The sequence below is a fragment of the Actinomadura rubrisoli genome (genome assembly GCF_004349215.1).
Taxonomy (GTDB): Bacteria; Actinomycetota; Actinomycetes; order Streptosporangiales; family Streptosporangiaceae; genus Spirillospora; species Spirillospora rubrisoli.
In genome coordinates, this window is sequence record NZ_SMKU01000033.1 from 1 (window position 1) to 25490 (window position 25490).

Consider the following 25490-nt stretch of genomic DNA (forward strand, 5'->3'; position numbering starts at 1 on the left):
GAGGGGCGGGCCGGGGCGCGTTCGATCAGCGGCGTGCCGCTGTTGTCCGTTCCGACCGGGATGTAACCGGCTTCCCGGAGAGCGTCCAGCGTCGCGTCCGCCGGCTCGGCACTGGCCAGCACTGTGGGCGCCAGTTCCCGGAGTCCGAGCTTGCGCAGTTTGCGGTGGACGAGGATCTCGGCGAGCAGGGCGGGACGGGAACAGCAGATCGCGCAGGCGAGCGGAGTGACCGTGACCTCGCCATGCCTGCGGTGGACGTCGTCGATCAGGTACGCCAGCGGCTGCGGTAGATCGGCGCCGGCGGCGGATCGCAGGTCGGAGCGGAGCCGTTCGGCGGAGAGACCCGCGTCGAAGGCGCGGCGCACGGTGGACGGGCCGAACCGCCATACCGAGGCCGTGCCCCGGGACTCGCGATCGGCGACGAGATCGAGGAGTTCGGCCAGCCACGGTGCGGGCGGTCCTGGCACCACGGCCGTCAGGTCGCCCTGGAGCAGCACTCTTCCGCATGCCGATTCCACTGCCTCCGCGACGGCCTCGTCCAGCGACACCGGGCTTTCGGCGCCCGCCAGCACTCGGCCCGCCGGGGTCAGCGTGCCGTGGGCGAGCACGCCGAGCAGTTCCGCCTCGCGCCAGACCGCCGTGACGTAGGGCAGCGCTATGCCGGGGTCCTCGAACAGGAGCGGGCGCCGCCATGTCACCGCCGCCACCAGTTCCTCTGGACGGGGCGCGCCGCGCCCTTCGGGAAGGCCCGCGAGGGTTTCGAGTACCGCGGCGCGGAGCCGGGGAGCCGCCGGGTCGTCGGCCCGCGGGTCGAGGGGGGCGCCACGGCCGTCTTCGGGATCGTCCAGCAGCGGGAGGCGCGGCATCCGCACCCAGGTGCGCAGCATCGAAGTGAGGCGCACATCGGCCGGCCGGCCGTCGCTTTCGACGGTCGGGCGCCGGTCGAGCAGGCCCTCGGCCGCTGCCAGCTCCAGCCAGAGCCGGGCGGCGGTCTCGTCGCACCCGGCCTGTTTCGCCGTCCGCCGCAGTTCGCGGATGCCGACGCCGCCGGACTTGAGGCGGGCCGGCGGCGTGGAGCCGCACGATCGGACGAGTGCGGTGGCCTCCGTCACCGCGCGGGCCGAAGCCGCGGCGCACTCGGCCGCCACCGCGGCTGCGTCCACCGCCACCGTGGCGGGGGACGGCTCGTCCGGCGTGAAGGGCGCCCGGTAGGACGGGCCGCGCAGCGCCAGCGCCACTTCCGCGGGCATGACGGGCTCCTGCCAGTCGAGCTGGACGAGCAGTCCCCGCGCCAACGCCCATGCGTACGGTCCGTCATCACGGACCGGGTAGATGACCTGGTAGCCCGCCGGACAGCCGTCGCGCGCGGCCGTTTCGATCAGACTCCGCACCCGCTCGGGCGCGGCGGCGACCGCACGCCGCACCCGATCGGCGTCACGCAGGCCCTCCAGAGCCGCCTCCAGCAGGTCGGCCTTGCGCTTCCCGGCCGGGACGATGCCCAGTCCACTGACGATCCGGCGCAGTTCGTCCGCTCTCAGGCCCGGCAGCAGCGCGGCGACGGGCGGGCCCAGGCCGAGCGGCCCGTACCCGAGCGGCCAGTCCCGCAGCGGTTCCACGAGGTGCAGCAGATCACCCTCCGGCCACACGAGCCCGCGCCGGGCGAGCTCGTCCGCCGCCCTCTCGACGTCGTCCGGCGCCGCGTCCAGCAACGCCTCGGCGTCCGCCCTCGACGCGCCGTCGCCCAGGGCCGCGAGGGCCTCGGCCAGTTGCATCGACGGCAGAGCGCACTCCGCGAACGCCGTGATCACTCCGCGCGGCCAGGACAGCCGCTCCGCGAGCTCGCCCAGCGTCAACGGCTCCGGCGCGGCGACCGCCTCCGGCCGCTCGGCCAGCAGATCGGCCAGTTCCTCGATGCTCAGCTTCGCCAGCCAGATGCCGAACGATCCTTGGCCCGTACTCGTCACCCCTCCACGATGTCACCGGAAGGTGCCTCCCAGCGAGCCGAACCAACGAGTCACCGTGCGCTCAGGTGCGTTCTGGTGTCGCGATGTTGACTCGTCGGTCGGCGTCCAGGACCACTGCGCACGGCATGTCCAGCAGTGTCGCGGCCTTTCCGCCGGTGATCGTGGTCGTGGCGGGCCGGGGGTCCCATCGCGTCCACGCTCCGGGTGTGGTGGAGGGGGTCACCCAGATCTGCTGGTCGCCTCCGACCACCGCTATGAGGCAGCCCGAGGGGTTCGCGGGGTCGGGCATGGTCCCGATGCCGCTGCGGATGCGCGCGTCGGTCGGGCGTCCGTGTTTCGTCCAGTGCGAGGGTCGTCCCCGCGCCCACCGGTGGCACCATACCTGCCCGCTCTGGGAGCCCACCGCGATGTCCAGCGCGGAGGAGTCCGGCAGGTCGGCCACGACCTCGATGCCGATTCCGGCGACGATCTTCTCGGACGGGGCGGGGGTGCCCAGGTCGGTCCAGTGGAACGCGTCGCCGTCCGAATCGGTGATCCAGAGGTGGCCGTCGCCGGTGATGACGACGGCGGCCGGCAGCAGTCCCGCCAGGCTCACGGGGGCGGCCGCGCCGACGATCGCGAAGATCAGCTGCCCTTGCGGCACACCGCAGTCGATCCAGCGCGGGCCTTCGGCGCTCATCCAGATCCGGCCGTCGTCGGCCAGCGCGAACACGGTCGGCCGGCCGCTCAGCAGGTCGACCGCGAACGGCGGCACGCCCGTCTTGATCGATCTGCCGGGAGGAGCGCCGTGGTCGACCCAGGTCCAGCCGCCCCGGTGGCCCCTCTTCGCCCACAGACGCCCGTCGCCGCCGATCACGAATGCCCAGGTGGGCCGCGCGGAACCGATGCCCGCGGTGAACACCCCGACCCCCTCGGCGCAGGTGACGCCGGGTGCGGGCTGGCCGTGGCGGGTCCAGAAGCCGCGCGAGTCGGAGAGGCCGGCGCCCGATCGTCCCCACCGGTCGCAACTCCACAGCGCGCCGTTCGCGTCGATGACGTGGACGACGACCCGGCGCTTTTCGAGAATCTCGAAATCGTCGGTGTGGGCTCCGACGACCGACGCCGCCGGGGCGGGGCGGCCGTGGTCCTCCCAGTGCCCGCCGGTGTCGTCCGACTCGAAGGTCCATAGGTCGGACGACGAGGATACGCCGGCGGCCCACACGCGTTGCCCGTCGAGTTCGAGGGCGGCGGTCGGGTCGACAGAGCCTTCTCGCGGTGTGGCTCCCAGATCCGTCCAGTCTCCGGTCAGCGAGCGCGCCCAGAGGTGGCCGGGGGAGGCACTGGCGACGAGGACCGGCTCGGCGCCGGGTCGCGGATCCGGGCCCTTGTCCGTCAGCACGGCCTCTCTGATCCGGTGCCGGCCGGGCGCCTGCCCGAGATCGACCCACCGCCAGTCCCGGCCCGAGCCCGTGACCATCATGGCGTTGTCGTCCGTTCCGATGACGGCGGCGCACGCCTGGAGGCGGCCGCCGCCGTCGCGGAAGCTCGTCGCCGAGAGCGCGTGGATGAACCCGTCGTTCGGGGGGCTGCCCGGATTGATCCAGGTCCAGCGCGAGTTCTCCAGGACCGCGACGCGGAGGGCGATCTCGTCCCAGGTTTCACGGTCCACGGTCACGGCGAAGATGTGCTGCTGCGGCTCCGCCCCGGACGCGACGGACGCGAGCGCCGTCGCGAGTTCGACGACGATCCAGTCGGCGTCCGCCGCGATCTGGAGCCAGGCGGCGGCGCCGGGGTCGACGCCCTGGCGTATCCACGGCCGTCCCGCCGCGCTGCTGACCACGAGGGTGTCGCGGACTTCCGCGCCGAGGCGCGTGGTGCTCAAGGCGATGTCGGCGGAGTCGAACCGCTCCAGGTCCGCGTCCGGATCCGGGCCGGTGAGGCGGGTCCACGGCCTGCGCCCCGCCTCGGGCTGGTGCAGCCACACCCGCGAGTCGCCTTTGCTGTCGCGGGCGAGCACCGCCGGCGTGCCCGGGAGCAGGGCCGCGCCGAGCACGTCGACGGCGCCGGGCGGTCTCCCGGCGTGCTCCCACCGCCATCCGGCTCCGCCACGTCTGCGCAGGTAGAGGTGGCCGCTGGAGGTGCCGACGGCGATGACCGCGGCGTCGGCGGCCCGCGCCCAGGTGACCTCGCCCAGACCTCCGAGACCGGTCCACTCGGCGGGCGCCATCAGGACATCCCGCCGTCGTCCGGCGACACCGCGACGGTCACGACGTGGACGCGCCGGCCGTCGTCCAGCACCGCCGCGCACGGCCGGCCGCCCAGCAGGACGGCCCTTCCTTGGACGATCGTGGTCGCGGACCGCGGGTCCCATCGCGACCACGCCCCGGGCGCGGTGGAGGAGGTAGCCCAGACCTGCTGGTCGTTTCCGATGACCGAGATGAGGCAGCCCGCCTCGTCCGGATCGCGGACGGTTCCGACACCGGCGCGGATGCGCGCGTCAGCAGGCCGCCCGTGCGCCGTCCAGAGCGGAGGTCTTCCCGGCTCCCATCGGCTGCTCCACACCTGCCCGCTCGGTGAGCTGACGACCACGATGTCCACCGCCGGGGAGTCGTCGGACACGGCCTCGGCGCCGATCCCGACGACGATCTTCTCGGTCGGGGTCGGCGTGCCCAGATCGCTCCACCGGAAGGCGTCGCCGTCCGGGACGCTGATCCACAGGTGCCCGTCGCCGGTGACGGCGGCGACGACCGGCTGCGGTCCCGCCTCGCTCGGCGGGGCGGCCGCGCCCGCGATGGCGAAGATCAGCTGGCCCTGCGGCACGCCGCGATCGGTCCAGCGCCATTCGCCCCCGGAGATGCGGCGCATCCACAGGCGGCCGTCGTCGGCCAGCACGTGGACGGCCGGCGGGCCGCCGAAGACGTCGACCGCGACCGGCGGGGCGCCGGTCCTGATCGGCCTGCCGGCGGGGGCGCCGTGGTCGACCCAGCTCCAGGTGGCCTCGCCGCCCTCGTCGCCGGCCGTCCTCGCCCACAGGCGCCCGTCGCCGCCGACCACGAACACCCAGGTCGGCCGCGGTTCGCTGCCCTCCATGTTGAGCACCCCGACGCCCAGGGCGGCCGTGACGCCGGGGGCGGGCGGGCCGTGGAAGGTCCAGGCACCGGGGTTGACGAAGCCGTCGGACGGGTTCCCCCATACGTCGCAGCTCCACACCGCGCCGTTCTCGTCGACGACGTACATCATCCCCGGGCCGATCGAGACCCCCAGAACCGCGGTTACCGAACCGGGGCGGCCGTGGTCCTCCCACCGCACGCCCGCGTCGTCCGACTCGAAGGTCCACAGGTCGGACTCCCAGGACACGCCGGTGCTCCACACGCGGCGCCGCCCGTCCGGCGCGGCGGCCTCGAAGGCGGACGTCGGGTCGACGACCGCGGCGTCCTGCGGTGTGGTCCCCCGGTCCGTCCAGGCGCCGGTCCGCGAGCGCGTCCAGAGGCGGTGGCCGGCGCGGGCCACGACGAAGGGCTCGTCGCCGGGCTGGGGTGCCGGCCCTTTCTCGGCGACGACGGCCGCGCTGAGGTCGTTCGGGACGGGCGGCCGCCCGAGGCCGGTCCACTGCCAGTCCCGGCCCGAGCCGATGACCATGCCGACGTCGCCGGTGATCGTCTGCCGCACGATGGCGCACGCCTGGAGCCGTCCGCCGCCATCGCGGACGCTGGTCGCCGAGAGCCCGTCGACGCTCAGGTCGGCCCCCGGCGGCGGGCCGCCCAGATCGGTCCAGATCCAGCGGGAGTTCTCCAGGACGGCGACGCGGAGGCGGGACGCGGAGGTCTCGGGGTCCTGGCTCACGGCGAAGATGTGCGGCTGCGGCTCCTGGTCGGACGCGGCGGACGCGAGCGCCGTCGCGAGTTCCACGGCGATCCAGTCGGCGTCCGGCGCGAGCCGGAACCAGGTGGCGCCGGGTTCGATGCCCCGGCGTGTCCACGGTTGTCCTGAAGGGCTGCTGACCACGAGCCTGTGCTGGGGCGCCGCGCCGCCGTGCGAGGTGCTGACGGCGATGTCGCCGCAGGCCGCGAAGAAGGGCAGGTCCGGGTCGGGGACCGGGCCGTCGAGGCCGATCCATGGCGTGGCCGCCCCCGGCCGGTACAGCCAGACCCGGAGGTCGTCTCCGACCACGATCGGTGTGACGGCGCTCGATCCCTCGGCGGCGAGCAGGGTGGCCCCGAGCACTTCCGCCGCGCCGGGTGGGGCCCCGACGTGCTCCCAACGCCACCCGGCCTCCTCGCGTCTGCGCAGGTAGAGGTGGCCACCGGCGGTGCCGGCGACGATGACCGCGGCGTCGCCGGCCGTCCGCGCCCAGGCGACCTCGCTCGGACTCCCGAGCCTGCTCCACGTGACGGGGGCCATCAGGGCCTCCCGTCGCGGGGAGTCGTCATCCAGGGAACCTTCACGCTCATCGTGGCCGGCCCTCTCTCGGCTGCGGGTCAACGGATCGTGTAGCGGACGATGAGGTAGGGGTCGGCGGTCCGGTCGCGGCGCAGGACGGCGTCGTCGGCGGGAACGGCCAGAGTGAACGCGCCCTCCGCGCTGAGCTCGGCGTCGAGCGCAGGCAGCGCGTCGGCGGCCAGCGGCGACGGTCCCCGGACGAGGTCGTCGCCGGTGATCCCGTACAGCTCGACCGCGCTCAGCGTGAGCGTGGCGGACTGGGTGAAGTACGGGAACCAGCCCTTCTCGATCCGCAGCGACAGGTCGTCGCCTCCGGCCAGGAACGCCGCCCATGCCGTGGGGAAGTCATGACGCAGGCTGAACGACCGTGCGAGGGTCCGCTGCGTGGCGGCCGCGAAGCGCTCGCGCAGGTCGGCGGCCACGGCGTCGGCCCGCACACCCGGGCGGGCGGTGTAGCCGATGTGCAGGACGGCGTCGGAGATGGTCGTGTAGTCGAACGTGCGCAGGTCCGCGGGCAGGCTCAGCGTCCATTCGCTGACGGCGCCCGCCCCCTCGAACGGCAGGTAGCGGTCGTCGCGCGGGGCGGCGTCGACCAGCCCGGCGTCGCGGACGGCGGTGCTGGTCACCACCGACTCCAGCGCACCGGGGTAGTCCAGGAACCGCGGGTCCTCCCCCGGCATCCGGGTGTACCGGTTGTCGAGCAGCCCCGGGTCGCGCCGGACGGAGCTGCGCCGCAGCGACAGCGTGGCCGCGACCGAGGTGTAGGGGCCGGTCACGGCGGGCAGGCTGAGCGCCACCGTGCGGACGCGGCGGAAGTAGTGTCCGGGCGCCTCCAGGTCGTACAGCCATTCCGGCACGCTGAACTGGCAGGACCCGCGCGAGCGCAGTTCGAGCAGGGCCAGCGGGTCGAGCATGCGCAGCGAGACGTGGGTGGTCAGCTCGAACTCGCGCCGGTTGTTCTCCAGGTAGGCCATCTGCAGCCGGGTGAGGTCGTGGTGGAGGCGCTCTCCGGCCTGGAGGCCGCGGCGGCCGGTGTCCCAGTGCGAGAAACCGATGAAGGTCGTGTCGTCGATCTCGGGGCGCATGAGCTCCCGCTTCACGGCCTGCTCGGCGGCGCGCGCGACGTCGACCGCCATCCGGTAGCGCTCGGCGAAGCTGCGCGCTACCTCGCCGCGCAGCCACGTGTACAGCTCGGTGTTGGTGTCCTTCGAGGCCAGGTACGCGTCCACCTCCTGGGCCCGCTTGATCTGCTCGCCGGCGGCGTCGTGGTCGCGCCGCGCGACCTGCTCGTGGACGAGCGCGGCGATGAGCTGGCGCCCGTTCTGCATCAGCTCCAGCGCGGCCTGGTTGCTCTGCTGGACGAAGTCGAGGTCCCTGCGCTGGTACCCGGCGATCTTGGCGGCCCGGCCGCCCTCGTAGACGTCCTGCTCGGCGGCTCCGCGGGTGGCCGAGGCGAGCGTCCGCCCCACGGCCGACAGCAGCGGCCCACCGAACTCCACGTGCCCGCCGAGGCCGAACGGCTCGATGTCGATGCCCATGTTCGGCAGCATGCCGAGCACCCCGTACATGATGTCGATGTCGGTGGCCTCGCGCTGCTTGTCCCGCGCCGCGGGCATGTGGATGTTCAGTTCGGCGAACTCGTTGGCGATCAGGTCCAGCGATCCCTGGCTCTGCGCGCCGGCCTGGACCCGCGGATCGCCGTCCCGCGCCAGGCGCGGCGCCGGCCGGCTCTCCTGGGCGATCGCGGTGGCGTACCGTCCGACCAGCTGCTGGTGCACTTCGGAGAAGTTCTCCTCGGTCACGGGCACGCGGGTCAGGCCGACCTCGCGCAGCTTGTCGACCTCGGATTCGGGACGGCCGAGCAGCAGCTGGAAGTGGCGGTAGCGGGCGAAGCTGATGGCGCGCGCACGCAGCAGCGCCTCGGTGTTCGCCTCGGCCTCCTTCCAGCCGAGGAAGCGGACGTCCCGCGCCAGCCGCGCCATGCCGATCTCGTGCCCCTGCCGCAGCCGCGCGAGCTCCTCGCCGTCCCGCCGGTCCATCGCGGACAGCAGCGCGGCTCCGGCCGACCTGACCTCCGCCGTGATCTCCAGCGCCTTCTGGATCAGCAGCGCGGCCCGCACCGGCGAGGCGGGCGCCCTGGTCCCCGCGACCGCTCCGGCGATGTCGATGCCCGCCGCGGTGGCGCGGGACATCAGGCCCGGGTCGAGGGCGGGCGCGAAGAGCGAGAGCCTGCGCACGGCGCCGGTGATGTCCTGGCAGTTGCGGATCTTGAACAGCCGGTCGGCGACGGCGTCCCAGTACCCGACGAGCTGATCGTTGCGCGGGACGCAGAAGTAGAGGCTGCGCCCGATCCCCAGCAGCGCCGTGCCGCCCGTCCCGGCACCGGCCGCCCCCGGCGCGGTCGTCTGGGCGAACGGCAGCAGGTTCTCCAGCTCGACCAGCGCGTTCCCGAACGCGCCGAGACCGGCGTCCTTGAGCCGGCGGTAGCTCATACGCGGCGCGGACCGGTGCCGGGGCACCTCCGCCGGGCGCGGGCCGAGGATGTTCCCCGCCAGGACGTACAGCTGGGTCGCCTCGTTGATCGACTCCGCGGTGTCGAGCCGGAAGAGGCTGTCGCCCCAGGCGATGAGGTTCTCCAGGTACTTCATCACCACGTAGTACTGGTAGGCGACCACCCGGGTCCGGGCCACCCGGTGCGGCCGGAAGGGTTCGCGGCGCAGCGCCTCGTAGCTCAGCGCGGCCGAGGCCAGCAGGATCCGCTCCTCGGGGCCGAGCTCGGAGGGCGGACGGCTCAGCACGGCCACCAGCTCGTCCACCCGCGGCATGTCGCCCGGTCGCGGATCGCGGAACCGGACGAACTTCCAGAACCGGTCGGGGACGGGCGTGGTGGAGTCGGTGTTGGTCGGGTCGAAGACGTGATGGAACCACCGCTGGGCCTCGGCGAAACGCTGGTTCTTGCTCAGGTGCACCGCGATGGTCACCGGCGCGTGGAAGAACAGCTCCCAGTTGTAGACCGAGTACGGCCCGGCCTCGCCGACGTCGATGTTCTTCGGGAACGAGGTGACCTTGAAACTGGCGTCCTCGCCGGGCGCGGCCGGGTCGTTCGGATCGTAGCTCCGGTCGAAGAACGGCTCGGAGACCTGTTGAACCGCCAGGTCAAGCAGGCCGTCCACCGACTGTTGGTTCAGCCGTTCCACCAGCATCCCCACGTACGGATGGAAGTGGTTCTGGAACACGAAGGATTTCGTGTCGGCCATGGCGGATCCTCTCGGCCTCGGATGAAGGGTCGGCCTCGAACGAAGGGTCGGCCTCGAACGGAGGGAACGCCGGCGGCGCGGCCAGCGGCCCGGGGAAGCGTCCGAACGGGTGGGACGGCACCGGATCGGTCGGGTCGGGATGGACGTAGAACACGTGCCTGCTGTCCTGGAAGAAGAACGGGGCCCGGTGCGGATCCTTCAGCCGGTGCATCGGCCCGATGGCACGGTAGGGCGATTGGCCGGCGCGCAGGACCGTCAATTCGTGGAACGGGTCGTCGCGGTAGCTGACGACGAGCGGACCCGAGGTGGAGAACTGCCGGTCGGCGGGGAATCCCGGCGAGCCGCCCGCGTCGTCCTGCTTGCGGACGGGCAGGCTGTGCGTGGTGTAGAGGCGGAAATGGGTGTTGCCCGTCCCGCCCGGGCTGGGATTCAGTACGATGATGCCGAGACTGTCGCGGACCCCGGCGCTGTCGGTCTCGATGTCCGAGGCCAGGCGCAGCGCCAGCGGATCGCCGATCACGCTGAACTCGGCGCCCAGGTCGATCGGACGGTCGGGGTCGGACGTGCGCGGCGACTGCCACCGGCCGTTGTAGTACTCGCTCCAGAACAGGCTCACGGTCAGGGACGCCGTGGTGCGGAGGGTCAGGTCGCGCAGGGCCAGGTCCCCCAGCCGGGTCTGCTTCGGCGCGTTCGCGGCGAACTCACCGGGCTGCCTGCCGTCGGGCTGCTTGGACACCTTCAGCCAGAACAGCAGGAACCGGCCCTTCCAGATCACCGGGAGCACCGGGTCGTCCGGGACGTCGACGTTGACCCGCTCCCATGGCCGCCAGGTCCCGTCCAGGGTCCGGTGGAAGTAGGCGCGTTTCGCCCCGGAGGTGCGCCCGATGACGTGCACCACCGGATCGGGGACCCCGGTGCCCGCCGCGACGCGCTCGTCGACGTGCATGCCGGCGATCTCCAGGTTCGCCACCTCGTCCAGCCGCTCCAGGTAGTGCCCCAGAGCGGTGGCGGCCGCCTGGTCGGTGATGTCGGACTGGAGCAGCTCGGACTCCAGCTCGCGGAAGAACGGCGACTTGTCGTCGCGCAGGTCGGGGTCGAGCCAGTTCTCCGGGAAGAGGAACACCCTGCGGTTGGCCTCCCAGATCCGGTAGCGCTTCATCGCCTCCCAGCGCTGCGGGTCGACCGACTCCGGCGAGACCTCGGGTTCGAGGTTGAGCAGGAACCGCGCGACGAACAGCTGCACCGTCGAGATCGCCTGCGCGATGCGGGACGTCGTCATGCAGGGGTCCATCCGCACGTCGATGAGCAGCTTCTCGTAGAGCTGCTCGGGAGAGGTGAACCCGCCGGTGACCTCGTCGACGTTCAGGTCGGGATCGGGGTTCTCCAGGTGCAGGACCCGCTCGACCAGTGCGTCGCGAGCGGCGCGGCGCAGCTCGTTGTGGACGGGGCGCACCGCCTCCGCCCACGCGTCGTCGTCGTAGCGCGCGCGGATGCCGTCCCGGACGTCGCGTACGTCCTGCGCCGATGGCGTGGTGCGGACGGCCCTGGCGAGCGTGCTCACCGGAAGCGCGACCTTGCGCACCAGGTCCAGCACGCCGGCCACCCGCCACAGCCCGTCGAGCTTGCGCAGCGCGGCGCCGTCCGTCCCCAGGTGGGCGGCGGCATCGTCCACGATCGCCGGGGTGACGCCGCCGAGCGCCGCGACCACCTCGGACGGCGAGCCCGGCGCGGAGCCGTCGAGCAGATCGATGATCGCGGTGCCAGTGACCGCCCAGCGCTCGCACAGCCGCCGGTACCGGGCGAGGTCGGCGACGGCCCGCACCAGCGTCGGCGAGGCATCCGCGCCAGGGGCGGGCACCGCCGACAGCCAGCCGACGTCGCCGATCCGATGTTCGGGTGCGCGCGCAAAGAATTGCATCTCGCGGATCGAGAGCCCGAACGCGGCCGCCAGTTCGAGGGCCGCCAGCAGCCGCCGGTAGCCGCCGGTGAACGCCGCGACGGCATCCGCCGGGCAGCACACCGCACCGGGCAGCACCACCTGGGCGACCCCCTCGGCCCGCCACCGCAGGCTCAGCCGCGCGGTCAGCTCGGTGGCGGTCAGTTCGAGCCGCACCGGCCGGCCGGCGACGAGATCGACCGGCGCCGTCGTCGTCCAGGTCCCGCCCTCGCGGCGCAGGGACACCGCCCGGCCGTCGATCTGGAGGGTGACCGCGGAGCCGTCCGACTCGACCGACAGCGCGTAGGCGCCCGAGACCGCCGGGTCGACGTACGCGGCCCACACTCCGCTGAGCGCTCCGGCGGGTATCTCGGCCGCCTCCCGCAGACCGGCCGCACCCGGCCCGTAGTCGATCTCCGGCGCGAGCGAGATCCGCGCCGGGTCGCCGGCGGATGGGCCGGCCACCGGGCCCGCCCAGAAGCGCACGCTCAGGCCGGTGGCGGTCACGGCGGCCAGGTCGTCACCCACCGACCGCGGCACCTCCGACCCCGGCATGGCGGAGGCGTCCCCGACCAGGGCCGCGACGGCCTCGGGATCCGTGCCGGTCGCGGCGCCGAGCACCTCCCCGAGCCGGCGGCTTCGCAGGGCGGGGCGCAGATCGTCCAGCAGCGCCGTCCCCAGGGCCGCCCGCCGTGCCTCGCCGCCCGGATCGGCGGGGTCGTCGGGCGTGGCGGCCCAGACCCGCCAGCGCTCCGCCAGGACCGGGTGGGCGCGCAGCAGCGGCAGATATTCGGCCTGCCCGGCGTTGACCAGCCGCGCGACGGCCTCGGCCAGGCCCACCGGCAGGTCCGGCAGGGCCGTCACCGCGGCGGCGGCCTCAGGGGGCAGGACGCCGCGATGGATCAGCAGCGACCGGGCCGCGTCGTAGGAGAGCCGCGGCGCGGCCGCCAGCACCGGCTCCGCGAGAGACGCCTGGTCCTGGTTGTAGGCGGTCGTGTACGTCGAGGCCCCCGCGAGCAGGCCGAGGAACGCGTCGCTGACCTCCGGCGCGAACACCGACGTCAGGACGGTCCGCAGCGCCGCCTCGCTCCACTGCCCGCCGCCCGGTGCGCGGGGGTCGGCGAGCGCGGTGCGGACCGAGCGGAGGACCGGCATGATCGCCGCGTCCGGGCTGGCGTCCGTGCCGAGCGCCAGCGCCACGAGGCGCGCGAGCGGGAGGCCGGAGTCCCGGATCGGCTGGACGAGGCGTATCAGCTTCAGGAAGTCGGGGTCGGGCCCGTCCAGCGGATCGAAGGGCCGCCAGCCGGTCGCCTCGATCAGGCCGACCAGTTCGGTCACCCCCACGCGCAGGACGCGGGCCAGGTAGCCGTAGCGGAACAGGAGGCTGATCGAGGCGACCGACAGCGGTGTGGCCGGGCCGACCCCCGCCGCGCGCACGACGGCGGCGAACTCATCGGCGGTGAGCTTCAGCGCCGCTTGCAGGGCCGGGGCGTGGTCGAGCAGCGTCGCGTCCGGTCGCGCGGGCGGGCTGCCGTCCGCGCCGGGACCGAACACCGGATCCGCCCCGAGCAGCGTGGACGTCAGGAACAGCCTGCGGTACGGGGCGTCGGGGCCGCGCTCGCCCAGCGGCGCGAAGCAGCCGAGCAGCCAGGGCAGGTCGGCCTCGGCGTCGAGCCCGAGCAGGTCCACCGCGCTCAGCAGGTGCCCGAGCCGGACCAGGACGGTGTCGAAGCCGGTGTCGAGGCCGCGCCGGACCTCGTCGCTGGACGCCGTGACCGGAATCGGGTCGGGCCAGAGCGCGGCGACCACGTCATCGGTGCGCTCGATGCTCCAGCCGAGCCGGGAGCGCAGGCGGACGAACCGCGCGATTGCGAGCAGGTCGACCGCCCGGAGCCGGTTGCGCGCCGGGTCGGGCAGCGCCCGTCTCAGCTCCAGCGACGCGAAGGCGCCGGTCGAGTCCCCGGCCGGTGGCTCCGTCCCGCTGGGGTCGGTGAGCACGACGATGCTCATGATCCGGTCGTGCCGGGCCGCGAGCCACGCGACGACGTCCCCGCCGAACGGCGCGGTGTCCAGGCCCGGGCGCAGCATCGCCTGGAACTGCGCGTGCGAGATCGTCCCGGCGCGCAGCCCCTGGATCGCGGGAAGGCCGACGCCAAGGGCGCTGAGCGGAACCAGCAGGTCGGCCCCCGGATTGACGAACCGCGTCCGGACCAGGCTTACCAGCTCCGCCGGGGTGAGACCGAGGCGGCGGGCGAGCCGTCGGGCGTTGCCCACGCCGTCCACGAGCTGCGCCTCCGTCACCCGCGCGGGGTCGTCGCCGTAGAGGGCCTGCGGCGTCACCCCGGGCCCGCACAGCAGGTCCCGCTCGGCGGGGCTGACGCCCACCCGTTCCCGGACGACGTCGCTCCACGATCGGCCGTTGGCGTCGTCGGCGGCGAGCACCGCCATCGCGCCGTCCAGCGTCAGCTCCGCCCGGGCCAGGTAGGCGCGCAGGGCGGCCAGGCGCTGGTCCCACGGCAGCAGGAGCGGATAGGACGCGGCGCGCAGGGCCGTGTAGGCGGCCTCGTCCACGAACTGCGGCGACGCGAGCAGCTCGGCCGTGCCGGTGCCCGGCGCCACGTCATGGCCCTGGTACCCCTCGATCGAGGCGTGGACGACGACGTGCTCCAGGATCTCGTTCACCAGATCGACGTACGGCAGCTCGACCTCGGTGTTCTCACAGCTCAGCGCGATGTGCTGCAGATCCGGACGGCGCTGCAGAAGCACGTCGAGCGGCTTGCGGCCGCCCGCCGCGACGGGTTCGACGTCGAGGAACTCCAGCAGATCGACCAGGTAGGCGGCCGGGCTCAGGACCGACTCGCAGTGCTCGCAGGCGCCGGTGTCGCCCGGCCCGAACAGCGTCTCCAGGTTCGGCAGCCTGCGCACGGCCGCCAAGCCCGCAGCCCCGGCGGCGGCCCCGGCCACGCTCTCGGCCGCGGCACGGGCCCGAGCCCCCGGACCGGTCGCGGCGGCCGGTCCGCCGCGCGGCACCGCGAACACCTCGGGCGCGGCCCTGCCCACCAGGTAGCTGGTGGCCGTGGCGAGAGCGGCGCTGTGGATCTGATCGCCGCGCCGGAAGGTCTCCCGGGCGACGTCCTCGCCGCCGAGCGCGGACCCGAACCGCGCGACGAACGCCGCCTCACCGTGCAGGGCCACCGCACGGGCGGAGCCGATCCCGAGCGTCCGCAGCCCGCGTACCGCCTCCGGTGTCGGGGCGACGGCCACGATCCGCTGCAACGCGGCGACCTCGTCCCGGACGGGCGGCGCGAGATCGATCGACCGCGCGCCGAGGTAGTCATCGATGGGGTGCAGGGCCAGCTCGAACCGGTCGTGGTGTTCGGCGAGGAAGCCGGCCACCGCGCGATCGGTCCCCGCCGGGCCGCCGACCGGGATCGTCCCTTCGGCCACCTCGGCGCCCAGCACGGCGGTGGGATGGCGCAGCCGCAGCTCCTCGGCCAGGATCGCCGCGTAGGCGTCCCGCCGGGCGTCCTCGTTCCCGCCCGGGACGTCGTCCGGAACGGGGACGTCGTCCGGAACCGGGACGTCGGCGGTGAGGTCCCGTCGCCATCGCTCCGCGCGGTGGTAGCCGGCCGCCGCGAGATCGCCGACCCGGGACGGGGCCGGACCGTCGTGGAGTTTGGCGATCAGGGGCGCGTTGTTGCGCGTCAGGCCCGCCAGCGCGCCGTCGAGCTCCAGGCGAGCGGCGCTGCCCGGGAACTCCTCTCGCACCCGCGACCACAGCGTCTCGGGCGCGTCGCGGTGCTCGCGGTAGATCTGGGCGAAGCGGTGCCGGTCGGCCTCGTCGGGCAGGGCCGCGCGCAGCAGATCGTCCAGGCGCCCGTCGCCCGCCCCGCCCGGCAGATCGAGGACGGCCCGGCCGGCGAGATCGCGCACCGCGTCGAGGCTCGCGGGGACCTCCGCCACCAGCTCCGGCGCGATGATCCCCTGCTCGGCGGCGCGGGCCCAGACCGTCTCGATCACCCGGGCCGGTGCGAGTGCCCACAGCCGCGGGCCCGCGGGCAGCCCGGCCCGGTAGAGCGCGTAGTGCAGCGGCGCGGGGATCCCGGTGCTCGCGGCTTCGCGATCGGCGAGCGAGGCCATGGCGACGGCCCGGGCGTCCCATCCGCTCTTGGCGGCCGCGAACGTCACGTCCCGGCGTTCGGCGTTCTCCACGAATCCGGCCAGCCCGATCGTGTTCTCGCCCGCGTCGGCCAGCCCGCGGGCGATGTCGCCGACGAGGCGGCTGTGCTCGTCGAGGACGGGCACAGCGTCCGCCGGGAGTACGACGTCGACCCGTTCACGCGGGCCCGCGTCGAAGAGCGGCGCGGAACGGGCGAGCACGTCACGTTCCACCGCGGGGTCGTCGCCGGACGTCCGGACGACCTTGACGACGAGATCCAGGCTCGCGCCCGGGCTCGACCGGACCGGCTCCGGATCGTAGGCCAGCGCGAACGCGCCGTCCGGCCGCACCTCGGCCGTGCCGATCGGGTGCTCGCCGCCCAGCCGCAGGTCGACGACCTCCACGGCGACGCCCGCGGTGACGGGGACCCCCGCGTCGTCGCGCACCGTCCCGCCGATGTGGAACCCCGCCCCCGCCGCATCGGACGCCGTCACAGAATCCACCGCCGCATTTCGTCAGAACGTAGATCCATGAGAAGCGCCCTAATCGGTAAGCCACCCGGCGATCTTCCAGCCGAGGGTCTGGGTATGTGCGGGCTTGCTGGGGTCGGCCCAGATCTTGGAGACGAGATTGTCCTGTGCGGTCAGCGCGTCCCCGATGATCCGGCCCGGGGAGATCTCCGTTCCCAGGTATTTCTTCGAAAGAGCGGCGCTCCCTTCCTGGAGCGCCACCCCGGTCGCCGCGCCGAGCGCGAAAGCGCCGACAACGTGGGGAGCGGCCGCTATGCCTTCGGCGACTCCCATGCCTCCCACGCCGGCGCCGAGGCCGATTCCGCTTGAGGAGACCCCCGTCACGAGGCCCGCCCCGCCTGCCGCGATCTCCGTGGCCGACGTCGCGACGCCGGCGCCGCTCGCCACCGCGCGCCCGTATTCGTGCGCCTTCAAATCCGCTTTCAAGTCCTTGAGGGCGAGGAGCCCGGTCACCACGGTCAGAGTTCCCCTTCCCAGCCCCCGGACGAGGGCCGGATCGGCACTGCCGCGCATGCCGACCCGGTCGACGATCGGCGATCGGGTACTCGGGCTTTTCGGGAGCGGGGCGCCGGTCGGACGCGACGCGGGCGACACGTGTTGCCGAGATGTCGCAGCGGGAGCCGCGGCACCCGGGTCGTGGCCCTTTGTCGTGCGGGCGTAGCCCCTGTTCTTTATGCCTTCGGCGATCCCTTTCCGGATCTTGCCGACCAGGCTTCGGATCGAGCCGGACCCCTTGACGTTCTCCGGCCCTCTCTGCGGTCGCACATATACCGTTTCCCCCGGTCGCGTGGTCGCGGCCTCGCTTCCATACTCATGGGCAAGCTGTGCCTCCTTGCCCGGCCGCCCCGTTGCCGTGTGATAGAACGACTGAGCCTTTTCCCGCATCTTCTGGGTTATCCCGGACGTCTTCTCGGTGGCGACCACCTTGATGCGAAGGAGAAACTCCGGCGGAAGCAGCTCGCCCGCTCGCACACCCTGCCCCGGTTCGGCCGCGAATCCGGTTGGATCCACCATCATCGCCGGGTTTCCATGCGCGTACTGGAAAAGGTTCGCCCCGTCGATCAGCCCGCCGGGATCCGGGGAACACCAGCGACCGATCCACGGAGCGTAGTAGCGGGCGCCGAAGTGATAGAGGCCGCTTTCTTCATCACGTTCCCTGCCGGTGTAGCGGTAACGCTTGGGAGTTTCCGTTTCGCTGCGGCTCGCGGAGTAGGCGGTGGTGCCGTACGGATGGTATTCCTCGTAGGAGATGATCTGGGCGTCGGCGTCGAGTTCCAGGACGACCGAACCGAGATGGTTTCCGAGCTGGAAGCGGACGAGCCGCACCGGCGAGGGGTCCGCGCCGACGAGATGCGTGCGGCTTTCGATGGTCGCGACGCGGGACGAGTCGTCCATCAAATGGAGCGTCTGGCGTTCCAGCGTGAGGGAACCGGCCGTTCGGACCCGGAACACCTCAAGGCCGCCCAGGTAGATCCGTTCTTCGATCAGCCCGGGTGCCTTCTCGCGGACTTTGCGCACCCGCTGCCCGGCGACGTCATAAGTGTAGAAAGCCCGTGCGCCGCCACCGACGTCCACGCTGCGGAGCCGGTCGTCGTCGTCCCATTCGAGCGAGGTCAGATGCGGCAGCGCGGTCATGTTGCCATGGGCGTCGTGCTGGTACTTGGCGCTGTATCCGGGCGCGGTCACATAGTCGGGCAGGTCTTTCGGGTCGCCCGGGAGGCTGGTGGCCATCAGGCGATTGCTGTCGACCGCGTATTGGTAGCGGCGATGCCAGACGACCGCGCCGGGCGAGTCGAGAATAGGGCCCTCGTGGTGGCGTATGCCGAGGATGTTGCCGACGCTGTCGTAGGTGTAGGTCTCTATGTAGTTGCGCAGCGCCTGACCGTCGTTGGGCAGCGTCCGCACCGTCCACGGGTCGGGGTCGTGGCCGACCTGCCGGTCTCCGCCGCGGTGCTCCCGGCCGCGAGCCGCAACGAGCCGGTAGACGGCGTCGTAGCGGTATTCACCGCCGGGGGCGACGACCTGCTGATCGTGGAACACCAGGTCGTTGGCGCCGTCGCGGATGCTGGTGATGTTGCCGACCGGGTCGTGGTCGTAGGTCAGGTCTTGCAGGAGGTCGCCGCCGCGCCGTGTGGTGAGGCGCCGCAGGCGGAACGTGAGCGGGTCGTGGTCGTAGGCGGTCCGGACGCCGTTGCCGTACTCGACGAGCACGCGCTGGCCGCGCGCGTTGTAGTCGATGTTGCCGACGATGCGCTGGGTGGCACTGTCCGGATCGAGCGGCGCGGACGGCTCGTCCGGCTGGTCGAGCCAGGCGTCCATCCGTTCGAGCAGCCCGGCCTCGTTGTAGCCGGGCCGGGTGACGCTGACGGTCGTGTCCGGCCGGTTCGAATGCGGAGCCACCTCCTGGACAGGACGGTTGAGCGCGTCGTAGACGGTGGCGCCGGTGAAGGCCTCCGTCTCCAGGAGGGCGTCAACGGCGGGATCGGACTCGTCCGGCCAGTCGATCTCGGACCGGTGGTCGGACAGGAGCCTGCGGGTGCCGCGCAACAGATTGCCCTTGAAGTCGTACGCCTCGCTGACGAGGAGGCCCGAGCCGTCGAAGACCTTGTGCACGCGGCCCCGATGGTTCGCGCCTTCGCCGATGGCCTCGCCGTAGACGGTCCGCTGGACGCAACGCTCGCCCTCCGCGTCGGTCACGAAGACGGCCAGAAGACGGCGCAGCTCGTCATAGCTCATGCGCCGTTGGAAGCCGCGGCCGTCCCAGGACCGGATCGGCTTGCCGGTCACGTCGGGGAGCGTCCACCGTTCGCCGGCGTCGGGGCTGCGGGTGCATACAGAGTTCCCCGCCATGTCGAAGTCGCCGCGCATCACCGCGATGCCGCGAGCGTCGGTGACCGCACGCCGGTTGCCCTCGATGTCCAGGTCCACCCGGGTGGGGAGGTTGCCGCTCGGCCCGTTGTCCGCCACGGTCAGGAACGGCCGTCCGAGGCTGTCGGAGAAGGCGAGCCCGGGCGTCGCCGCGTGCTCGGCGGCCTTCTTGGCGGCGCTCTGCGCGGCCGCCTGGTCGGCGGGCGTCGTCCCGTGCGCTCCGCCGATCCGCCGGGCGAACCAGGTCTGCCAAATGGCGGGACGGTCGGCGAAGTGGGCACGGACGATCGCGGCGACGTCCGGATCGGTCCGGGGATCGAGCTGGACGGTGTCGTTGGTGTCCCAGTTCGCCTGCCGCCACGGGTCGAAGACGACCTTCTCGTAGGTGTCGTCGGGCCGCAGCGTGACGACGACACGTCCCACCGGGTCGTAGCAGAGCAGCGGTGAAACGCCGGTGTCGGTCAGTTCCTTCTCGTCCTCGCACAGATGGGTGGAGGAGAAGAACGGCTCGTACTGGCGGACGGGGTTTCCCTTGTTGTCGTAGACGGTGCGGCCCTGACCCACCCACCTGCGGGCGGCCGGGGCCGGGGCGCCGCCGTCCCGCAGCGGGCCGGGCCGGATGTCGCCGGTGGGTCGCGGCGGATCGCCCGCCTCGACCGGGAGGTCGGCGTCACGCACCGGCGCTTCGCCCGGCTCGGCGGGGACCTTGCTCTGTACTTCCCGTCCGAACCCGTCCGAGTAGACGAAGGCGACCTGGATGCGCACCCCACCGGCGGGGGCGGGCTCACCGGCGTGGACCTCCCGGGTCAGCGCCGCGGCGAGCGGCGGCTGGCCGCAACGCGCGAAACGGTGCAGGTCGTAGACCACCCGGGTGGTGGCCGAGTCGAGCAACGCCGCCGAGCGGCGATGCGGATCGGCCACGAACGCCTGGAGCGCCGGGAGTTCGGGATCGGTGAACCCGGGGTCGGCGGCGAACGCGGCCAGGGAATCGCCCGCGTCCTGCGTGGCCTTGCCCTTGACGGCGATCGCGACGACCAACCCCAGGCAGTCGAACGCGGCCTCGCTGCGGTTGCCGTTCGCGTCGGTGACCTGCCGTGCGGCGAGGACGCGGTAGTCGTGTTCGGCGCGGACGGTGTTGCCCGCCGGGTCGCGGGTGTGGACGGCCTGAAGATGGTGGGCGTCGTAGCCCACCACGGTGGCATTACCGAAGGCGTCGACGAAGCGGTGCGGGAGAAAGAAGTGCTCGCGGGCGAAGGCCAGTTCCTGTGCGGCGAACGGCTGTTCCTGCCCGGGTGTCGCGGGCCCGTCCGGGTGGTGGAAGGCGCGGCCTGACGGGATCCACCAGCCTGAGTCGCCGTCGAGCCGGACGTATCCCCCTTCGCCGTTCAGCAGGCCGGCGGGATCGGCGGGCAGCAGGTCCTGCCCGGCCCGGCGGTACACGCCGGCGAGCAGGCCGGGGGTGTACGCCAGGCGGTACGACTCGCCGGGCAGCGCGCGCGGCTGCAACTCACCGTCCCGCAGCAGACCGGTCAGATCGTCCGAGCGGAACCGGGTGCGGAGGTGCTCGATCAGCCGCCGGTGCGGACCGGCGGCGGTGATACCGGCGTGGCCGACGTCCTCGTACGGCAGTTCCCGGCCGGGCGCGGCGGCCTCGTCCAGGCGTGTCCGCAGCTCCTCGAAGTTGAACAGAGGGGTGACCGGACGGCCGGTCTCGTCGAGGCCCGGGGCCGCCGGTGCCGTCTGGAGCAGCTCGTACGTCCGGCTCGCGCACGACAGCGGGACACGGTACGCGTCCGGCTCGTGCACCGGGTTGGTGTAGTCGGTCTCGGTGCAGGTCAGCAGAAGTTGCCGCTGTTTCGCGCGGTCGTCGTCGGTGAGGACCGGATGAGGGTCGGCGACCCGCCGGCCATAGGCGATGGACACCGCACGCTGCACGTTCCCGAACACGTCCACGTCCAGCGTTACAGCGTGGCTGACCCGCGGATCGGCGAACCGATCGCTGCCCAATCTGTATTGGGCTCGCTCGTAATGGAACTCGACACTTTCCCGGGGGTGGGTGAAGAAGACGGCATGCCGGTTATCGGCGATGCGCGGTTGCAGCAGCTCCACGGTGTAATTGCGCTCGGCAACGCGATACGGAAGGCCCGCCGCCTCGGTGCCGTCGAGTGCGTAGATCTCCTGCCGCAGCACCGAACCGCGCAACGCCCGGCGGGCTTCCCGCTCCTCTTCCGCGCTCAATGGCCACGACGACCGAGACCCGTCCGGCTGCCGCACGGTGGTGGGCAGCACGGTGTCGGCGAGCAGCATGGCGGCGCCCCCTGCCGCGCCCGGTCCGGGGACATCCGGGCGGCCGGGGGTCTCCTCGCGGTAGTACTCGCCGGCGAAATGGCCGCTGATCCGGTCGGCGTCGACGTGGGCGCCGGTGTGGAACCAGGTGCGCGTGAGCACCGGCGGCAGATCGGTGGCAGGTTCTTCGTTGGTGCCCGAGCGGAACCCGAACTCCTCGGTGTCCCACTGCTCGACCATGCCGAAGCCGCGGAACTCTCGCTCCTGGCCGTCGAAATAGCCGTGGTGGTAGCCGTAGCGGGTGACGAAGCGATTGCCGCTGACGGCGTCGATGGTCTCGATCCGCTCGACCACGTGGACCGGAAACGGAAGCTTGGTGATCCACGGTTTGCCCGCGTACTTGTCCCGCAGATAGAACTTGACGGACGAGGCGTACTCGACCCGCGTTTCTGCGCCGAGGTTGTTGACCGTCCTGACGAGCAGATGCGGCTTCTGCTCGCCCATGAGATTGACGTAGCGCATGCGGCGCTGCGCATCGCCCGGCAGGCGAGACGACCACACCAGGCAGACGGTGCCGTTACCGAGGAGGTCGGCGAGCGTGACCGCAGCGAGATTCTCCACCTGCGGAAACGCGTCCAAAGGCCGGGGATCGCTCCAACTGTTTCCGGACTGGTTGAAATAGAGCCGTACACCATCGCCGCCCAGGTAGACGATGTCGGTGGTGCCGCTGCCGTCGATGTCGGCCAGCCTGACACGAGCGTGGTCGAACTGATCGGGGCAGTCGAAATGGGGCGCGTTGTCCATGGTGACCTTGGCGCCGAAGCGGCCGTAGCCGAGGTTCGGCCAGTAGCAGACCTCGCCGTCGCGAATGCGCACCAGATCGGTGAGCCCATCGCCGGACATGTCGCCCAGATAGACGGACTGGGCGCCATCGGCGAAAACCAGCCGCGGACCCGTTTCCTCATCGAGCGCTCGATGAACCCGCCGGGCCGGGCCGAAGCCCTGCTCGCCCAAGGAGTCGTGCCAGACGAACGCGTCGTTCTCGGTGACCAGCACATCGGCATGGCCGTCGCCGGTCAGGTCGACGAACCTCAGGTTGGGATCGCGCATGTCGCGGTTGAGGCGGGACACGAACGGACGGAAGGGCTCCCATCCCCGATCGCCATCGTGCTCGTACCAGCCGGGCATGGGGCCGTCCTGTACCACCAGGTCGGGCCGACCGTCACCGGCCAGATCCATGAACTGCGCCTGTCCACCGGCCAGGGCGACGCTGGGCTTGCTTGCCGCACATTCCATCGGCGCGAGTTCGACCTGACGTGCGCTGATCGGGCTGAGATTGCCCTTGTAGAACCAGGCGCCGCCCTGCTCGCTGAAGACGCCGGGGATGCCCTCGCCGTGTAGATCGGTCCATTGGTAGACCGAGCCGTCCAGCCCGATCGGCAGGTTCTCCAGGTCGGAGGCGTCGACGTCGTGCACCGTGTGCTGCAAGACGGGCCGGGTGTATTCGTACTCGACCGCCGGCATGCTGCGCCGAAGGTACCCTTCACCCTTTCGCTTGTAGCCGGTTTGGGTGACGGCATGCAGAAAGGCGTACACGGGCTCGCGCGTGTCCACGGGGTTCTGCTCGCCGGAGAAGGCGAAGTCGGTGGAGCGCACGAGGCAGTCGTTGCCGACTCCGTCCTCGTGCTCGAAATGATGGAACATCAGCACGCGCCGGCAAAGGCGGCTGGTGCGCACCTCGAAGCCGGCACGGTAGGAGGAGAACGCGTCTTCGCGATGACGCCACGGACCGCTGTCGCCGGGTTTCGGGACGGCGGTGTCGTGCTCGCCGTAGTCGAAGACCACCTCGAACATCCATCCGGCGTTTTTGATCTGGTCGTCGGTGAGCACGCCCGGTCGGCGGCCGGCATCGTCGAGCAGTGACGTCCGATTGCCGTAGCGGATGCGCTTGATATAGCGGTTGGCCGTCCGTCGCGGATCGCCGAGCCCGCCGCGGTTGCCCTCGTGGCCGTGTTTCAGGTCCACGCCGACGCCGTCGTCCTGCTTGTACTCGTAGACGACGCCGTCGCCCTTGTCGTCGCGGGTTTCGCAGATCAGCCAAGCGAAAATCCGGCGCGGGTCCGCCGGGTCGGCGATGCGGGACCGCTGGTCCTTGCCGTAAACGCTGAGGATATTGTCTCTGGAGATCGTGCGCCAATGCACGTCGCCGTCGCCGTTGCGGGTCCAGCGCTCGATGCGGGCCATAGGCCCTTCGACGCGCGGACGGTATCGATGGACGGTGTGACCCGGCACGGTGGTCGCGTCCTCGAAGCGGCCGCCGTCCGGGCCGAGCACCGGGACGAGGTCTTCGGAGCCTGAGAGCACGAAGACGTCCGACTCCTCGGCGTCACGGTACTGCGGCAGCCCCTTGTCGGTCTGGCGGGAGATCCGCGGCAGGCCGAGCGACCAGCCGAAGCCGAACGGGCCGTTGCCCGCACCCGAGTCGTAGGAGAGGGCGAGCTGCGGTCCGAGCCCGGAACGGCCCGGGCTGGTGGCGATGGGGACGGTCGACACCCCGGTCCCGGTGACCGGATTGGCGGCGAATTTCTCGCCGATGCCCCGAATGGCTCCCCCGCCCTTGGGCAGCGAGATGGACGGCGACTGGACGGGCGAGTACAGCGCAGGCGACGCGGCCTTTTCCGCGCGTGCGGGACCGCCGTCCCGCCCATTGCTCAAAGGCGGCAGGTTTGGCTTTGCGATCTCAACCCCAATCCCCGTTTGCCCTGTTCGTCACTATGAGCACTCTTATCTGGCCTGTAAAGCCGCCGACCGGATATGACAACATGTGGCCACGCGGCGCCCGCGCCCCGGCGCTCCGGGACCCGCCACGACGGGGACGGACGCGCCGGACGGAGCGGGGGAGCCGCCCCGCCCAGTCGGCAATGGTCCCTTCCGACGGCGCCATTTCCCGGAAAAAATCGTGCCTGGCAATTCCGGTTCCCAATCCAGGTAAGCGACCGACCCAATTCGTGACCCTCATTTCTGACTTGATCCTTTTAAGGGGGTCATTCATCCGGTGGACGGCGCCCGCTCATCGGCGCCTAGCTGGAATTTGCGGTGGCGTGATTACTCTCCGAATCGCCCCAAACCCCCTGCGAAGGAGTGGACGACATGTCCCCAAGCAGAAGCGTGATCGCGGCCGCCCTCACGGGCGTCCTCGGCGCCTCCGCGCTGACGGCGCTCGTGCTGCCGGGCGGCTCGGCCTCGGCGGCGGACGACCCGGTCCTGGTCGGCGCCGGCGACATCAGCAACTCCGGCTCCGGCGACACCGCGACCGCGGCGCTGCTCGACACCATCCCCGGCACGGTCTTCACCGCCGGGGACAACGTCTACAACAGCGGCACGACCAGCGAGTTCAACACCTACTACAACCCGACCTGGGGACGGCACAAGGCCCGCACCCGGCCGTCGCCCGGCAACCACGACTACAACACGTCCGGCGCGACGGGCTATTACGGCTACTTCGGCTCCGCCGCCGGCGACCCGTCCAAGGGCTACTACTCCTACAACATCGGCACGAGCTGGCACGTCGTGGCCCTGAACTCCAACTGCGGGTCGATCAGCGGCGGCTGCGCCGCGGGCGGCGCGCAGGAGCAGTGGCTGCGGGCCGACCTCGCCGCCAATCCCAAGCCCTGCACCGTCGCCTACTGGCACCACCCGAGGTGGACGTCGGGCGCGAACCACTCCCCGAACACCGCGGTGGCCCCGCTGGTGAAGGCCCTCTACGACCACAACGCCGAGGTCATCGTCACCGGCCACAACCACCAGTACGAGCGGTTCGCCCCGATGAACCCGAGCGGCGCCGCCGACTCCGCGCGCGGCGTCCGCGAGTTCGTCGCCGGGATGGGCGGGGCGAGCCACTACTCGTTCGGCACCATCCAGCCCAACAGCCAGGCGCGCAACAGCGACACCTACGGCGTCCTCAAGCTGACGCTCCACGCCAGTAGCTACGACTGGCAGTTCGTCCCGCAGGCCGGAAAGACCTACGCCGACAGCGGCACCACCGCCTGTCACTGACCCTCCGGGCCCGGC

At 72.1% G+C, this 25490-nt stretch carries 7 protein-coding genes; 1 reads left to right on the forward strand and 6 read right to left on the reverse strand.

Going from position 1 to position 25490, the window contains the following annotated elements:
* The 6 genes from E1298_RS09785 to E1298_RS09810 all read right to left on the reverse strand — a co-directional run.
* A partial coding sequence (locus E1298_RS09785; protein ID WP_131891437.1) for a helicase-associated domain-containing protein occupies positions 1–1964 on the reverse strand: 1964 nt, incomplete at its 3' end.
* A 61-nt stretch (positions 1965–2025) separates the two neighbouring features.
* On the reverse strand, positions 2026–4170 hold the full coding sequence (locus E1298_RS09790; RefSeq protein ID WP_131891440.1) for a hypothetical protein: 2145 nt from the start codon (positions 4168–4170) through the stop codon (positions 2026–2028).
* Positions 4170–6344, reverse strand: a complete 2175-nt coding sequence (locus tag E1298_RS09795; protein ID WP_131891442.1) for a hypothetical protein — start codon at positions 6342–6344, stop codon at positions 4170–4172. Before E1298_RS09795 ends, E1298_RS09790 begins: the two co-directional genes overlap by 1 nt.
* Before the next feature lie 77 nt (positions 6345–6421).
* Positions 6422–9640, reverse strand: coding sequence for a Tc toxin subunit A-related protein (locus tag E1298_RS09800; protein WP_131891446.1), 3219 nt, complete (start codon positions 9638–9640; stop codon positions 6422–6424).
* On the reverse strand, positions 9540–16229 hold the full coding sequence (locus E1298_RS09805; RefSeq protein ID WP_131891449.1) for a neuraminidase-like domain-containing protein: 6690 nt from the start codon (positions 16227–16229) through the stop codon (positions 9540–9542). Before E1298_RS09805 ends, E1298_RS09800 begins: the two co-directional genes overlap by 101 nt.
* A gap of 48 nt (positions 16230–16277) precedes the next feature.
* The gene (locus E1298_RS09810) at positions 16278–24134 is read right to left on the reverse strand and encodes a SpvB/TcaC N-terminal domain-containing protein (RefSeq protein ID WP_131891452.1); all 7857 of its coding nucleotides are present in this window, start codon (positions 24132–24134) and stop codon (positions 16278–16280) included.
* A 435-nt stretch (positions 24135–24569) separates the two neighbouring features.
* On the opposite strand from E1298_RS09810, the gene E1298_RS09815 reads away from it, so the two are divergent.
* A complete protein-coding gene (locus tag E1298_RS09815) occupies positions 24570–25475 on the forward strand; it encodes a metallophosphoesterase family protein (RefSeq protein ID WP_131891455.1) in 906 nt (301 codons plus the stop codon).
* Positions 25476–25490: the final 15 nt, after the last annotated feature.

Coding starts and splice junctions, on each gene's coding strand:
- E1298_RS09795 (WP_131891442.1), bottom strand. CDS start 6,344: ATGGCCCCCGTCACGTGGAGCAGGCTCGGGAGTCCGAGCGAGGTCGCC.
- E1298_RS09790 (WP_131891440.1), bottom strand. CDS start 4,170: ATGGCGCCCGCCGAGTGGACCGGTCTCGGAGGTCTGGGCGAGGTCACC.
- E1298_RS09815 (WP_131891455.1), top strand. CDS start 24,570: ATGTCCCCAAGCAGAAGCGTGATCGCGGCCGCCCTCACGGGCGTCCTC.
- E1298_RS09800 (WP_131891446.1), bottom strand. CDS start 9,640: ATGGCCGACACGAAATCCTTCGTGTTCCAGAACCACTTCCATCCGTAC.